This window comes from Herbaspirillum rhizosphaerae (genome assembly GCF_001189965.1).
Taxonomy (GTDB): Bacteria; Pseudomonadota; Gammaproteobacteria; order Burkholderiales; family Burkholderiaceae_D; genus Herbaspirillum; species Herbaspirillum rhizosphaerae.
This window is the reverse complement of the sequence record NZ_LFLU01000001.1, coordinates 452047-468110: the sequence shown is the minus strand read 5'-3', so window position 1 is coordinate 468110 and position 16064 is coordinate 452047. Positions and strand designations below refer to the sequence as shown.

The 16064-nt window shown below is 59.2% G+C and carries 10 protein-coding genes; 5 read left to right on the top strand and 5 right to left on the bottom strand.

The annotated features are described in order from the left end of the window. Nucleotides 1-124: 124 nt before the first annotated feature. Both istA and istB read left to right on the top strand, forming a co-directional pair. Nucleotides 125-1660, top strand: a complete 1536-nt coding sequence (gene istA, locus AKL25_RS02030) for an IS21 family transposase (protein WP_050475956.1) — start codon at nt 125-127, stop codon at nt 1658-1660. 3 nt (nt 1661-1663) lie between these two features. Then, complete coding sequence (istB, locus tag AKL25_RS02025) at nt 1664-2416, top strand: IS21-like element helper ATPase IstB (protein ID WP_050475955.1); 753 nt, start codon at nt 1664-1666, stop codon at nt 2414-2416. A 112-nt stretch (nt 2417-2528) separates the two neighbouring features. Here istB and AKL25_RS02020 read toward each other — a convergent pair whose 3' ends face one another. Beyond that, nucleotides 2529-3173, bottom strand: a complete 645-nt coding sequence (locus AKL25_RS02020) for a response regulator transcription factor (RefSeq protein WP_240475622.1) — start codon at nt 3171-3173, stop codon at nt 2529-2531. A gap of 495 nt (nt 3174-3668) precedes the next feature. Beyond that, nucleotides 3669-4460: a ferredoxin--NADP reductase gene (locus AKL25_RS02015; RefSeq protein WP_050476117.1), complete on the bottom strand. Its 792-nt coding sequence runs from the start codon at nt 4458-4460 to the stop codon at nt 3669-3671. Between the two features lie 251 nt (nt 4461-4711). On the opposite strand from AKL25_RS02015, the gene AKL25_RS02010 reads away from it, so the two are divergent. Together AKL25_RS02010 and AKL25_RS02005 are read left to right on the top strand one after the other, a co-directional pair. Further along, nucleotides 4712-6478 (top strand): autotransporter assembly complex protein TamA, encoded by a 1767-nt coding sequence (locus AKL25_RS02010; protein WP_050475954.1) that lies wholly within the window; start codon nt 4712-4714, stop codon nt 6476-6478. A 30-nt stretch (nt 6479-6508) separates the two neighbouring features. Next, a complete protein-coding gene (locus AKL25_RS02005; RefSeq protein WP_050475953.1) occupies nt 6509-10504 on the top strand; it encodes a translocation/assembly module TamB domain-containing protein in 3996 nt (1331 codons plus the stop codon). A gap of 107 nt (nt 10505-10611) precedes the next feature. On the opposite strand, the gene AKL25_RS02000 is transcribed toward AKL25_RS02005, so the two are convergent. From AKL25_RS02000 to AKL25_RS01990, 3 genes are read right to left on the bottom strand one after another with little or no spacing between them, the layout of a single operon-like run. Beyond that, the gene (locus tag AKL25_RS02000; RefSeq protein ID WP_050475952.1) at nt 10612-11598 is read right to left on the bottom strand and encodes a magnesium and cobalt transport protein CorA; all 987 of its coding nucleotides are present in this window, start codon (nt 11596-11598) and stop codon (nt 10612-10614) included. Nucleotides 11599-11622: 24 nt separating this feature from the next. Further along, nucleotides 11623-12513, bottom strand: coding sequence for a DMT family transporter (locus AKL25_RS01995; protein WP_050475951.1), 891 nt, complete (start codon nt 12511-12513; stop codon nt 11623-11625). Between the two features lie 23 nt (nt 12514-12536). Next, nucleotides 12537-13961, bottom strand: coding sequence for a DHA2 family efflux MFS transporter permease subunit (locus tag AKL25_RS01990; RefSeq protein WP_050475950.1), 1425 nt, complete (start codon nt 13959-13961; stop codon nt 12537-12539). 248 nt (nt 13962-14209) lie between these two features. Here AKL25_RS01990 and pabB point away from each other — a divergent pair, with 248 nt between their 5' ends. Further along, nucleotides 14210-16057 (top strand): aminodeoxychorismate synthase component I, encoded by a 1848-nt coding sequence (gene pabB, locus AKL25_RS01985; protein ID WP_050475949.1) that lies wholly within the window; start codon nt 14210-14212, stop codon nt 16055-16057. Nucleotides 16058-16064 lie beyond the last annotated feature (7 nt).

Here is a 16064-nt window from a genome sequence, read left to right as displayed (position 1 = left end):
AGCCGAAGATCGAGGGATCTATGGCGCGAGTATCGGCCGCAACGCCTCACATGTCAATAGTGAGGCGAATGGGGACACTCATCCTAATGCAACGCAAAACTCGTGCGCTGCGTGAAAGGAGCCCATGCGGCTTGCGATTCACCTACAAAGAGACGTAGCACGTCTACATTTTCATGACATTTCTGGTTCCGACCGTTCAATAGCCGATCAGCTTGGAATCTCACCTTCTACTGTTGGCGTCCTGCGAAAAGCACTTGTGAACTCTGAGAAGGACTGGGCGACGCTTCAGACTCTCGACGATCATCGTTGGCGAACAACCCTGGGAACCCATAACCGCAGCATCGCCGTCAATAAGCCCGTTCCAGATTGGGATTGGATCCACGAAGAAATGCAGCGGGAAGATGCGACATTGGAAGGCCTTTGGCAAACTTGGCGTGAAACATGTCCCGATGGGATCGGTTATAGCCAATTTACAACCAGCTATCGACGTTTCACAAAGCAGCTGAACATCGTGATGCGGCGTGTTCATACCCCTGGGGACAAGCTGTTTGTGGATTTTGCGGGGCGCACCGTGCCCGTCAATATTCCTCATACCCAGAACGTCATTCATGCTCAGATATTCGTATCTGTGCTGGGATTTTCAAACTACACCTTCGTGTACGCGGTGCCCGACCAAACGATCGCGAGTTGGGTGGAATGCCATGTGAAGTGCTTTGAGTACATGGAAGGTGTTCCAAAATGGGTCGTCAGCGACAATTTGAAGGCTGCAGTGATACGTCGAGAGCGTGACCGGATCGTCATTAACCCGACTTACCGCGAATGCCTGACTCACTACGACAGCGCACCGCGTCCGGCCCGTAGCCGGCGCCCCAAAGACAAAGGCAAAGTTGAGGTCGGCGTAAAAATCATACAAAGATTCATGCTTTTTAAGCTGCGGGATCGCGTCTTCTTCGACATCGACGAACTCAACAAAGAGCTGAGAAATCTGTGCGATCAACTGAACGCACATCCCTTCAAAAAGCTTCCCGGATCTCGCAGTAAGTGGTTCGAAGAGCGTGAAAAGATGAAACTGAGACCGTTGCCGGTGAAAGCGTTCGAGTTGTGTGAATGGAGATACCAAGTTCGAGTGAATGTGGACTACCACCTCGAACACGGCGGTAGCTACTACTCGGTGCCGTCTCATCTGATTGGAAATCGGGTGGATCTGAGGTACGACTCGAAGACGCTGGAGGTATTTTTCAACGGTCGAAGAGTCGCACTGCATTCGTTCCAGGGCGAGGCGGGGTTGATTCAGACGCTGGATGAACACAGGCCGGTGGCGCATCAGCGTGTCGTCGAAGGTGAGCCAGCTGATCTCCTGCAATGGGCAGACTCAGTTGGCGCCAATGCTAAGCGAATGATCGTGCACCATCTGGAGGATCGCAACGATCTCACCAATGGCCTTCGCACGGCCCAACGCTTACGTGAATTGGCCAGGAAATACGGCGAAGAACGCTTCGAGCATGCCTGTGGCTATGCTTTGACCGTCAACATTAAGACGCTTCGCAACATGGAGTCAATTCTGAAGAATAAAACGGACTTGCGCCCAGCAACCACACCAGCAACAACGTCACCCGAGGAGCATGAAAACTTGCGCGGTGGCGACTACTTTGAGGATTAAAATATGAGCACCCAGAATCAAAATGTCGGATATTTGCGGGATCTGAAGTTGTCAGCGATGCTGAGCGCCTATGAACTTCAAGGGCAAAATCCAAAATTACACCAATTGATGTTCGATGACAGACTCGGCATGCTGCTAGATGCAGAAGTCGCATCGCGTCAATCGAAAAAGGTCACTAAGCTGATTAAAACAGCAAAATTTCCTGAAGCTGCAGCGCTTGAAGACCTGAATACTCAATCAGCTCGTGGGCTGGATAAAACGATGATTGCAGCCTTGTCTAGCTGTGCGTGGATCACCCGTCATCTCAACTTGATGATCATAGGCCCGACTGGCGTAGGCAAGACATGGCTTGCTTCTGCCTTTGGGCAGCAAGCATGTCGACTTGAAATGGGAGTAGCGTTTCACAGGACAAGCGATCTTTACACAGAAATTGTTGAAGCCCAACTTGATGGCTCACTGCCCAAGCTGAAGGCATCGCTCTATAAGCCTGCATTGCTGATCTTGGATGATTTTGGGATCGGTGAGATGACGCCGTTCACAGCGCAGATCATCTTGGATGTTGCGGATAGACGGATGCGGACAGGCTCTTTGCTCATCACCAGTCAGTACCCGGTGGAAAAATGGCATGGATTCTTTCCCGATCCAACCATTGCTGATGCAGTGCTGGACCGAGTTGTTCATCAGGCATACAAGATCCAACTGAAAGGGGAATCGATGCGAAAAACTCGAGGTAAAAATTCACTCGCGGAAGAGTGATGGCATCCACGATGCCAAATCTCTGCATCAGGCGTCGTAACACTGTTTGCGATGCCGAAGTTGGTTTCTTGCTGGACTAGGTGACCAACTTGATCCGGTTTGAGTGTCCAACTCAGACCGGATTCAGTGTCCAAGATTTACTGTCGCCTGCACGCATGGCGTTGTTCTTGTGCGTGCTCACCGTGCTTGGCGTGCGCGACAGACGTTCGCAGATGTCGCTCAGCGAGCTGCCGCCGACAAACAAGCGCACGACTTCCAGTTCGCTCATCGTCAATTCCTTGTTCTGCGTAAAAGCGTCGCCCTGTGCCCAGCTCATCTCCAGTTCGCCGCGCAAGGAAACCGGGAAATAGACCTGCTTGCTCGTCTGCGTCGCCAGGCAGGCGTTAATCAGTTCTTCCGTTTTTTCCTTTTTGCTGATCACCGAAAACACACCCATGCGGTACAGACGTTTCACTACCGCGCTGTTGTTCATCGCGGTGTAGATGATCAGCTTGGTCGACGGATAGTCGTTACGGATACGCTTGACCAGGACAAAGCCGTCCGACTCGTCCTTGTCGTCAGTCGGCATGGCGAAGTCAGTGATGACGACTTCACACGGTGTGCGTTGCAATGACTCCAGCAATTTTTCTCCGGTCGGCGCCATCAGTACGATGCGAAATTCCGGCAGACGGCTCAACTCGTTTTTCAACGCACTCAATACGACCGGATGGTCGTCGGCAATTGCAATCTGCAATACCTTGTTCAAAATCAAACTCATAGCTTCTCCTGTCATCAACTCGGCAATTTGTCGCTCCAACCATGCAAAACATATTTCCCCCTCAGGAATAGAAGCAATGGAGCAACAAGGATTTACGAGATTCATCCAAAAAATGAACTCATAACAGGGCGAGTATAGGAAGGGAGCCCCTCCAAAATCTTTAGGAAAATTCTTATTTTTATGAATATTTTCCCCCTGCCTCTATCTATTTTTTGAGCATGCAGACCTCCAAAAAATGATATCCGGCATCAAAAGCCATGCAATGACTCCCCTGCTTTCTGATGACGCCACCGTCGTCCACATTGATGGAAATCGTCGGCGCCAACCGAGTTTATTGTCGATATAGCAACAATAATATATCGATAAGAATGCTTAGGATTTGCCGTTCATTTTCGTGACTCGCATCTCAATCTGAGGCCTTATCGCAACACGCAAAAAAAAATGGCGATGAGACCGGTCGTCTGCATCGCCACCCACCCCGGGCTGTACAACCCGTCACCAGTAATCTTCGGTAATGAATTGCCCGCCGCCGGCACGACGGCAAGGACCAAGCCCCCGCTCTTTCAAGATCTCGCGCACTTCGGTAATCATGTCCGGATTCCCGCAAACCATCAGACGCGACGATGCAGTCGTGATCGCCAGGCCGGCGGCGCGCTCAAGCCGGCCTTCGCGCAGAGCGCTGGTGATGCGGCCCTGCAGCCGATCGGGCTGCGCCGCACCGTCGTCCCGCGTCGTCATCCGGATCAGTTGCAATTGCGCCGGCAAGTTTTGCGCCGCCGCCTCTGCGCGCAGGGTTTCAAATTTTTCCTGATAGGTCAGCTCTTCTTCGTGCCGCACGCAATGCACCAGGATCAGATGGCGAAACTGCTGCCACACCTCGCGCTGCTGCAAAATCGAAATATACGGCCCGAGCCCGGTGCCGGTCGCCAGCATCCAGAAATCCTCGCCGTCGGCAAAACGGTCCGGCGTCATGAATCCGTAACTGAGTTTTTCCACCCACACCGGGTCGCCCGGTTGCAGCTGGTTCAGCGCCGACGTGAACAAGCCGCCGGGAACAACGATGGCGTAATACTCCAGCTGATCCTCGGCTTCAGCCGACGTGATCGAATAGGCGCGCCAGACCATCTCGCCGTTGATCAGCAAACCCAGGCGCGCGAACTGGCCCGGTGTAAAACGATAATCGGCAGAACGCGTGGTCCTGAAGGTCAGCAGCTTATCCGTCCAACGATGGATTGAAATAAGACTTTCCTGCGTTGCCTTGTCCGTTGCCGTTGTTTGCTCACTCACCAAGCTGCTCCTCTTGCCCTATGGCGAAAACATTAAAAATTGCAGCAAATTGCCTGCTACTGCTTCGATTTTCCGGTTTGCCGGATACAATAACGACAACCCCGATTTGCCTTGCCGACCACTGATCGCAGAACTCCGAACAGGGAACTATTTATCCCCGGCAGAGCCTAGTCAACAGGCCCTAGAATAAACAACATCCTAACTGCACTTTCATCTGAGTGCTTTAATTACGAAGATTTCCGAACGCCCCAATGAAATGGACTCGTCGATTCGCCATTGCTGTTTTGTCATGCGCAGCGGGATCTGCCCATGCCGCATATAAAGTTGACATCGACGCTCCTGCGCCGCTGCAAAAGATGCTCAAGGAATACCTCGACCTGGTGCGCTATCAGGATCGCGCCGACCTGAGCGACGAGCAGTTGCAGTTCCTGCTCGACACCGTGAGCGACCAGGTGGTGCAACTGGCGTCGACCGAAGGCTATTTCACGCCCAGGACAACCATCAAGGTCGAACAGTCCCTGGGTGAAAAAAGCACGAAGCATGTACAACTGCATGTGGAAGCCGGGCCGCAGACCAGGATCGGATCGGTCGAGGTCACCGCAACGGGCGCCGCCGCTCAACAAGACAGTGCGCGTATCGCCGACATCCGGAAAAACTGGTCTTTACCTGCAGGCGCGCCGTTCCGCCAGGAAGACTGGGATACGGCCAAGAACCAGGGGCTCGAAAAACTGCAGCAGCACAAGTATGCCGCCGCCCGCATCGCCCGGTCGCAAGCCAGCGTCGATCCCGACGATCAGCAGGCCGACCTGACGGTGCAATACGACAGCGGTCCGCGCTTCACGCTGGGCCCGCTGCAGATCACCGGCACCAAGCGCTATCCGGAAAGCATCATCCGCAACGTCAACCCGCTCAGCGTCGGCGAAGAATACGACGTCAATCGCCTGCTGTCGCTGCAACGCCAGATCCAGAACACCCCCTACTTCAGCAACGCCATCGTCGGCATCGACAACGATCCGGAGAATTCCGACATGGCGCCGGTCAAGGTGCAGGTCACCGAATTCCCCACGCAACGCATCCGTACCGGCGTCGGTTACGCCACCGACACCGGTGCGCAGGTCGAAGGCCGCTATACGCACTACAACGTCTTCAACAAGGCCTATGTCTTCGACAGCCAGTTGCGGCTGGAGCAAAAGCGCCAGTACGGCTTGCTCAACCTGGCCATGCCGCCGGACAGCAAGAACTTCGTCAACAGCGTCAACACCTCGATGGAGCGCACCCGGCTCGAGGGCGTCGACCTGCGCAGCCTGCGCGCCGGCATCAAACGCGCACGCACCGGCGAGCTGTACGACACCGCCTACACGCTGACTTATTACCGCGACGAATTGCAACAGGAGAATGGCGCCACCCTGCCGAGCGACACCGTCATTTCGCAAGGCAAGCATCAGGCGCTGGTGCCGGGATTCTCATGGGCGCGCCGCAATGTTGACGATCCCATCTTTCCGCGCCACGGCAATCTGCTGACGATAGAAACCGGTTTCGCGCTCAAGGGCGTGATCACCGACCAGACCTTCGGCCGTATCTACGGGCGCTTCAAGCAATACCTGCCGGTCGCCAAGCGCGACCTGATCATCTTCCGCACTGAACTGGGCGGCGTCTTCACCAAGGGCTCGGCGTCGGAAGTCCCGGCGTCGCTGCTGTTTCGCGCCGGCGGCAACGAGTCGGTGCGCGGCTACAGCTACGACAGCATCGGCAACGAACAAAACGGCACCGTCTATCCGACCAAATATCTGGTGACTGGCAGCGCCGAATATCAGCGCTGGTTTACCGAGAAATGGGGAGCGGCGGTGTTCTACGACGTCGGCGCGGCGGCCGACAACTGGAACAACAAAACCTTCTACAACGGCGTCGGCGCCGGTGCGCGCTGGCGCAGCCCGGTCGGTTCGCTCAATCTGGACCTGGCTTACGGCATACAGAAAAAGCAGATCCGTCCGCACATTTCGCTCGGCATCGCCTTTTAATTTTTACTCTCACATCGACACGACGTACGCATGACCGCTCCGACAGTACCTGACGCCAATGACAACCAGCAAGCGCCCGCCCCTGCTCCGCACAAAGGCAGGCGCCTGGGACGCCGGCTGCTGGCGATCGTCGTCGCGTCATTGCTCGCGCTGACGGCGGCAACGGTCTGGCTGGCCGGCACCGACAGCGGCACACGCAACGCATGGCGCGTTGCGGTGTGGGCGATGCAAGGCAAGTTGTCGGGCCAGTTTGTCGGCGGCAATCTGGCCGAAGGCATACGCCTGCGCGATCTGCGCTACCGCGATGCCGCCATGCAGCTCGATATCGATCGCATCGAATCCAGCTGGCGCCTGTCCTTGCGCCAGCGCCGCTTGACGGTGTCCTATCTGCACATCGGCACGGTCGACATCAACCAACAGCCGACACCGCCGACGCCGACCGTCCTGCCGTCCTCGCTGAGCTTGCCGCTGGCCCTGGACCTGAACGACATCTCGCTGCAGCAGCTGCGCCTGCAAACCGGCACTTCCGTCACCGAGCTCAGCGGCCTGCAATTGCACGGCGCCTCCGACGGCGTGCAGCATACGCTGGTGCTGGACAAGCTGACGACCGCTTTCGGCCAGGCGACAGCGCTGCTGCATCTGAATGGTAAACGGCCCTTTGCCGCCAGCGGCGGCGTCGAACTGGCAGGCCTGTATCAGCAAGAAAAGCTGCAGGAGAAATTCCAGCTGGCGGCGCAATTGTCCGGCTCTCTTGAAGAACTTGGCATCGCCCTGACCGCCAGCGGCGACAAGCTCAACGGCTCCGCGGACGTGGTCGCCACACCCTTCGCCGCCGTCCCGCTGAAGCAGGCCAAGGTCGACCTGCAGCACATCAATCCGCAGACGTTCAGCCCCGGCGCACCGAAAGCAGACATCCGCCTGCAAGCCGATCTGGCGCCGGCAACAGGCGCCACCGCCGACAAGTTGCGCGTAACGGGCGAGGTGACGATCAGCAATGCCATCCCGGGCAGCATCGATCAGCAACGCTTGCCGTTGACGTCCGCCAAGGCTACTGTCGATCTGGGTGCGGACAGCCAGCAGCTGTCGGACTTGCACGTCGCGCTGCTCAACAAGGCTGCCATCACCGGCAAGGGACAATTCCTCCCGGCAGACAAAGCCAGCAGTTTTGATTTCCAGATTACCGATCTCGACCTGCACGCCATTCACCGCGAACTCAAACCGACCGCGCTGCGCGGCCCGCTCACCGTACAGTTGAAGCCGGACGCACAAGACATCGCCCTCAAGCTGCAAGACGCCGTCTACAACGTCCTCGCAGATGCCACCGTCACCGCCGACAAGGTGACGCTGAAACAGGTCCGGCTGACTGCCGCCAAAGCGCGTCTTGAACTGGCCGGCACACTGGGAACGGTCGGTGCGATGGATTATGCGTTCAAGGGCAAACTCAGCAACTTCGATCCGTCCTTGTGGATGCATACCGGCACGGTGCCGGCAAGCGCCGGCAGCAAGGGTGCCAAAAATTCCGGCAGCAGATCCATCTCGGCACGCATCAACATGGACTTCGACACCAGCGGTTCGCTGTCGCCGGAACTGCAGGCGAAGCTCGCTTTCACCATTCACGACAGCAGCTACGACAACCTGCCCATGAGCGGCAACGGCAAAGTGCAACTGGCCGGCAAACGGCTGCTGCCCAGCAGCGTCGATTTGCTGGTGGCGGGCAACCAGTTGCAACTCAAAGGCGCCTTCGGCGCGCCGTCCGACCGTCTCGACGTCCACGTCAATGCACCTCAACTGGCACGCCTGGGGTTCGGCATCGCCGGTCTGCTGAAGCTGGACGGCCAGGTGACCGGCACCATGCAGCGGCCGAACCTGCGTGCCACCTACAGCGGCGAGCAACTCTCGTTTGGTCCGCATCACCTGAACAAACTCGACGGTCAAACCGATCTGCAAACCGACCTCGCGGGTGGCGCGGCATCGGCCGGCAATAAACTGCAACTGAGTCTGAACGGCGAAGGCTACAGCGGCCCGGACGCGGTGCTCAGGCAACTGAAAGTGAATTTATCCGGCACCTACGGCAGTCATCAACTGACGCTGCAAGCCGACGGCCGCATCAAGGATCAGACGCTGGCCTTGCAGCTCAACGCCCACGGCAAGATCACCGAAGATAAAACCGGCTACGGCTGGAACGGCGTCGTCGACAAGCTGGACAACCAGGGCTTGCCGCGCATCGCCCTGGCCTCGCCGCTGAGCCTGACGCTGGCGCCCGATACGGTGATCGCCGGTGCGACGCGGCTCAACGTCGACAAGATGGCCATCGACCTGCGCAGCCTGAGCTATCAACAGGGCCGCATCCGCTCGGAAGGCAGCGCCAGGGCCGTCGACGTCGGCCGCCTGATGGAACTGGTGCAGGAAATGACCGGCACACCGCCGCCGGTCAAGACCGATCTGGTGTTCGACGCCGACTGGAACTTTGCGCTGGCGGAAAGCGCCAGCGGCTTCCTGCAGATCGCGCGCAAGAGCGGCGACGTCTCCGTCAATGCCGGCAATTCGCTGGTGGCGCTGGGGCTGTCGGCGCTGCAATTGCGTGTCGACCTGGCCGGACAAGAAGCGAAATTCGACGGACGCATGGCCGCCAGCCGCATCGGCACGGTGGAAGCCGGCGGCCAGGCCGGCTTCATCCGGCAGGACGGCATCCTCGCCCTGACAGCGGATTCGCCGCTCAAGGCGCAAGCCCGGCTCAACGTCCCCGACGTCAAAACCATCGGCGCCCTGCTCGGTCCGCAATACAGCCTGAACGGCAAGCTGGCCATGGCGCTGAACGCCGGCGGCACGGTCGCCAAGCCGCGCCTGTCGGGTTCCATCAACGGCGACAACCTGGCCGTGACCTTGTTCGACCAGGGCATCCAGCTCAAGGACGGCATCGCCCGCATCGTCATGGACGACAACGTCATCGACCTGCGCCAGATCGAATTCCACGGCGGCGAAGGCACCTTGCGCGCCACCGGCAAGGTGCAGTTGGGCGCTTCCGATCCCGACCTCAACGCCACCATCGTCGCCGACCGCCTGCAGCTGTTCGCCAGCCCCGACCGCCAGTTGATGCTGTCGGGCCAGGCCAAGCTTGCCAACGTCAATGAACAACTGCGCATCGACGGCAAATTCGTGGTCGACAAAGCCTTGTTCGATCTGCCCAAGAGCAGCGCGCCCAAGCTGGGCGACGACGTCGTGATCGTGCGCAAGGACAAGGATGGAAAAGCCCAAGCCAAAGCCGGCGCAGCAGCGACATCGAAAGAAAAGCTGACCGCCGCCACCGAAAAACCGGCCGGACGCTTTGCGCCGGTGATGAACATCCAGGTTGATCTGGGCAACAACTTCCGCTTCAACGGCAGCGGCGCCGACCTGCGCCTGCGCGGCGACATGACGGTACGCAGCGAACCCCTGCTGCCCTTGCGCGCCACCGGCACCATCAATGTCGCGGAAGGCACCTACGAAGCCTTCGGCACCAAGCTCAACATCGAGCGCGGCATCATCAATTTCCAGGGACCGATCAGCAATCCGAATCTCAATATCCTGGCCATGCGCCGCAACCAGGACGTCGAAGCCGGCGTCGAAGTCACCGGCAACGCCAACCAGCCGCGCGTGCGCCTGGTGTCGGAACCGAACGTGCCGGACGACGAAAAACTGTCATGGATGATGTTCGGCCACGGCAGCGACAGCTCCGGACTCGGCCAGCGCAGCGCCAGCAGCCAGGCGCTCGCTTTCGTCGGCAATTTCGGCGGCAAGAAGATCGCCAAGGACATCGGCCTCGACCAGTTCTCCATCGGCTCCAGCGAATCGGGGCTCTCCGACGAACAGGTCGTCAATCTCGGCAAGGCGATTTCGGAAAAGCTATCAGTCGGCTACGAACAAAGCCTGACCGGCGCCGCCAGTATCGCCAAGGCGACGTGGCAGCTGTCGCGCCGCTGGTCGGTGGTGGCGCGCACGGGCACCATCAACGGTTTGAATATTTTGTATAACCGCCGCTTCGATTGAGTTCGACAGCCATTTCGACGGACGTAAAAAAGGGCGGTCATCTCCGCCCTTTTTTACGTCCTTCTTCCGAGTCGCCTTATCGACGAATCACCGGCATCCATCAACCATTACAGCCACCCCGCCTTGCGCAAACGACGCCATAGCAGCGAACAGCCGGTGGCAATACCCAACAGCACCAGCGGAAAACTCCATTGCCAGGACAGGCCCGGCATATTCGCGAAGTTCATGCCGTACAAGCTGAAAATCATGGTCGGGATGGCCAGGATCGCACCCCAGCCGGCCAGCGTCTGCACGATTTCATTCTGATGGATGGTGACCTGGGCCAGGTTGATCTGCACCGCCGACTCGACCATTTCGCGCAGGCGGTCGCCGGTGTCGATGAAGCGCACCACGTGGTCGTAGATGTCGCGGAAGTAGACTTTGCCTTCCTTGGTGATCAGGCCTTCGTGGAAGCGCAGCAGCTGGGTACAGACATCCAGCAAGGGCGAAGCCGCCGAACGCAGCCGGATCAGTTGGCGCTTCAGCTGGTAGAGCTCTTGCAGATAGGCTTTGCCGGTATTGGCGGTCGGGTCGAACAGCTGTGCTTCGTACTGGGTGAACTTGGCCTCGAGGTCGTCCATGATGGGACGGTAGTTGTCGACCACGAAGTCCATGATCGCGTACAGCACGAAGCTGGGGCCTCGTCCTAGGCGCTCGGGCAGCATCTCGCAGTGTTCGCGCACCTTGGCGTAGCTGCGCGAGGCGCCGTGGCGCACCGTGACCACAAAACGCGGTCCGGTCAGGATGTGGGTTTCGCCGAACTGCACCTCGCCGTCGGCCAATTGCGCGGTGTGCAGCACCACGAACAAGGTATCGCCGTATTCCTCGATCTTGGGGCGCTGGTGGGCCGCATAGGCGTCTTCCACTGCCAGCTCGTGCAGGTGGAACTCTTCCTTGATCTTGTTCATCAGCTCGACGTTCGGCTCAAGCAGGCCGAGCCAGACGAAGGTGCCGTCCTCCGCCAGCACGTCGCTGATTTCATCGAGAGTGATCTCGCGCAGCTTCTTGCCCTTCTTGTAGACCGTGCAGTTGACGATCATGTTTGTCTCGATCATGTTTTACCTTTTTTTTGATGCCGATCAGACGGCCGGGCGCACGATTCTTTGCTTCAGCATTTGCGCCAGCAGCACGCCGACCAGCGTAATGCCGCCGCCGATGGCGTGATACGAATGCACGGACTCGCCCAGAGCCGCCACCGCAATTATGACGGTAAAAATAGGAAACAAGTTCATGAACACCGTCGCATGGCTGGCGCCCAGATGGGCGACGCCGTTCATCCACAGGATCTGGGAAATGATCGATGCCGCGATGGCGGCGTACAGTAGCAACGGCAGATTGGCCGCCGTCACCGGCGAATATGGCGCCAGCAGGAATGGCGGGAACAACAGCACCACCGCGATCCAGATCTGCAGATACAGAAGATGCCAGGAGGCAATCGGCAAGGCCCATTTGCGCAGCAGCACGCCGTATAAAGCGTAGGCCACCGTCGCCAGCAACATGAGGATGTCGCCGAACACCACGCCGTGTTCGAACAACTGCATGGGGTGGCCCTTGCCGATCAGGATCATCAGCCCCAGCAGCGACAGCACGCCGCCGATCAGCGTGCCCCAGGTCGGCGGTTCACGCAGGAACAGGCTGCTCAGCAGCAGGGTCAGCAACGGCATCAGCGACGCGATCATGCCCATGCTGGTCGCCGACGAGGTCGCCGCGGCAAAGTAGGCAAGACTCTGGTACAGCACCATCCCGAGCAGGGCCAGCACCAGGATCTTCGGCAGATGCGGCTGTATCGTGCGGCGTTGCCGCCAGACCGGTTTCAGCAGGAACGGCGTCAGGATCAAGCCTGCCAGCAGCCAGCGATAAAAGGAAATCGCCGCCGGCTCGATCAGCCCCGCCGACATCTTGCTGACGACGGTATTGCCGGCCCAGATCAGTACTGCTCCGAGGGGGAAGACGCTGTATTTGAGCTGCATGTCGGGAATGGTCTTTCCGGCGTTTATGCGGATGTGGGCTTGGCAGCCGGGGCAGATTCAGAAGCGCGTCCGGCCAGCTCGGCGCCGGCGTTCGCGGGCAGACGCATCAGCAAGGGAATCGAAAACGAAGCCGCCACCGCAACCGTCAAGAAAGCCGGCCAGAAGTCCTGCGCCACCAGCGTTGCATGTCCCTGCAAATGATTCGAAGTCTGCAAGGCGAAACCGCCCAGCACCACGCCCATCCCCACCGACAGTTGCTGCGCCACGCTGGCGATGCTGGTGGCCTGGCTCAGCTTGTGCGTATCGACGTCGGCGTAGGAAATCGCGTTGAGGCTGGTGAATTGCAAGGAGCGGAAACAGCCGCCGATCAGCAGCACGATCAGCATCACGGCGTACGGCGTGGTCTGGGTGAACAGGCCGATGGCCGCGAGCGAAATCACGCCGCAGGTGCCGTTGATGATCATCACGCGGCGGAAGCCGTAACGCTTGAGGAATTTCGCCGCGATCGTCTTCATGAACATGGCGCCGGCCGCCGAGGCGCAGGTCAGCAAACCGGAGTGAAAAGCGGTGAAGCCGAACCCCAGCTGCAACATCAGCGGCAGCAGGAAAGGAATCGCGCCTATCCCCAGCCGGAACAGCGAACCGCCGCCGACGCCGGCTTGCAGGGTGGTGATCTTCAACAGGTTCAGATCGATCAGCGGATATTCGGTACGACGCGCATGCCACACGTACGCAACCAGCGACAGCGCGCCCACCACCACGCACGCCAGCGAGATTTCTCCCGACACCAGATGACGGCCGGCGGTCGCCAGCCCCATCATCAGCAATGAACAGCCCAGCGCCGACAGGATAAAACCGGGCCAGTCGAGCGGCGCGACCTGCGCTTCCTTCTTGTTTTCAATGAAGCGCGTGGCCAGGTACAAGCCGAGAATGCTGATCGGAATATTGATGAAGAAAATCCAGCGCCAGTGAAAATACGTCGTGATGAAACCGCCCAGCGGCGGCCCCAGCACCGGGCCGAACATCGCCGGAATCGTCAGGTAGCTGAGCGCCTTGACCAGGTTGGCCTTGTCCACGCTGCGCAGGATGACCAGCCGTCCGACCGGCACCATCATCGCGCCGCCGATGCCCTGGAAGAAGCGCGCGGCGACGAACTCCGGCAGGTTCTGCGAAATGCCGCACAGGATCGAACCCATCATGAAGACGCAGATCGCCGAGCGAAAAATCGTGAGTGCGCCGAAGCGGTCCGCCATCCAGCCGCTGATCGGGATGAACACCGCCAGACTGACCAGATAAGACGTCAGCGCCAGCTTGAGCGAGATCGGGTCGACCGCCATGTCGACCGCCAGTACCGGCAGCGACGTGGAGATCACGGTGGAATCCATCTGCTCCATGAACAAGGCGCAGGCAACGATCAGGGGAATGGTGAATGTGCGCGGAAATGCCATCGGAGAAAATGAGAGTGGAGAAGAGGTCGTGACTGCTTCGATTACAGCCGATTGCAACTAAATGCAACTCATTGCAACCACCCGGACGACCGGTCCGGATACGGGGAAATGTCTGCCAGTATACCGTTTAAGCTATGATGCTGCCGGGCACGCATAGCGGGCGACGCGGTACGCCCTCGCCGCCTGCAATGCCGGGCGCAATACGCCATACTTGCCATCCCTTGTGAATTTGCAGCGTTTTTTGCTCTATGATGCAGCTCCCCTGCTTTGCCTTGCTCGACGACAACGATGTGCGCGCCGCGACGCCGCGCTCGCGTCTCTACACGGACTATCACACCACACTGAGCTGCCGCAGCGCCGCTGAACTCCCGACACTGCTGGCCGCGATGGAAAAGGCAATCCGGGGCGGTTTGTACGCGGTCTCCTTGCTGCACTATGAACTGGGTGCGGGACTGCATGGCATCGATCCTCATGCGGCAACCGGGGATGCCGAACCGGCGCCGGCAGAAATCTTGCTATTCAAGCAATGCCAATTCCTGAGCGCAGCAGAGACCACGGCCTGGCTGCAGCAGCAAGCCGACGCTGACACCGCGAATGCAAGCGGCGTCGCCGACGTCCGCGCCAGCGTGGATGAGCAGCAATTCACCGACGACATCGCCCGCATCCGCGACTACATCGCCGCTGGCGACACCTATCAGGTCAACTACACCTACCGGCTGCACTTCGACGCCTACGGCGCGCCGACTGCCTTGTACAACAAGCTGCGCGCGCGTCAGCCGGTGCCTTATGGCGCCTTCATCCGCTTGCCGGATCAGCGCTGCATCCTGTCGTTCTCGCCGGAGCTGTTCGTGCGCCATGCGCGCGGCACGCTGCATGCGCAACCGATGAAAGGCACCGCGCGCGCCAGCGGCGATGCGCAAGAAGATGCATTGCGCGCAAAGGAATTGTCGAACGATGAAAAGAATCGCGCCGAAAACCTGATGATCGTCGACCTGCTGCGCAACGACCTGGGCCGGATCGCCGTCAACGGCTCGGTAGCGGTGCCGCATCTGTTCGCCGTCGAACGATACGGCCAGGTCCTGCAAATGACCTCGACCGTCACGGCGCAGTTGCGCCCCGATGTCACGCTGGCAGAACTATTCGCCGCCCTCTATCCCTGCGGCTCGATCACCGGCGCGCCCAAGCGACGCACCATGCAAATCATCCGCGAGCTGGAAAGCTCCCCGCGCGGCTTGTACACGGGCGCCATCGGCTGGTTCGACGCTGCCGGGGATAACGCCGCTATCGGCGACTTCTGCATGTCGGTGCCGATCCGCACCCTGGTATTGCAGGCGCCGCAAGACGGCGTGCGCAGCGGTGAAATGGGCGTCGGCGCCGGTATCGTCCATGACAGCAATGCTGCCGACGAATATGCCGAATGCAAGCTGAAGGCGGGTTTCCTGACCGGGCTGAAAAGCGATTTCAGCCTGTTCGAAACTATCTGCGCCACGCAGGAAGACGGCTGTAGGCATCTCGACCTGCATCTGCAACGCCTGCAGCGTTCGGCGTACTATTTCAATTTCCTGTTTGACGACACTGCCATTCGCGCCGCGCTCAATCAGGCTTGCGCACAACTGCCGCCGGCCACGCCGCACCGCCTCCGCCTCGACCTGCATCGCGACGGCGCGCTGCGCCTGCAACAAGGCGCGTTGTCGCCGTTGGCGGAACCGGTCAAGGTATTCGTCTCGCCGGTCGCCACCGCCAGCGACGATCTGTTTTTGCGCCACAAGACTTCGGTGCGCACAATTTATGACGACGCCTGGAAAAACGCCGAACGCGGCGGCGGCTTCGACATGCTGTTCTTCAATGAGCGCGATGAACTGACCGAGGGCGGACGCAGCAGCGTGTTTGTGAAGCTGGATGGTCGCTGGCTGACGCCTCATCTGTCGGCGGGTGTGTTGCCGGGAATCATGCGCGAGGTGCTGCTAGCCGATCCGGACCTGGCGGCAAGCGAAGCGAACATCACGCGCACAGATCTGGCGCGTGCGGAAGAGATTATTGTCTGCAATGCGCTGCGCGGCATGTTGCGCGCGCAGCTGGCCGACTTGCCGGCCTGAGCCTTGC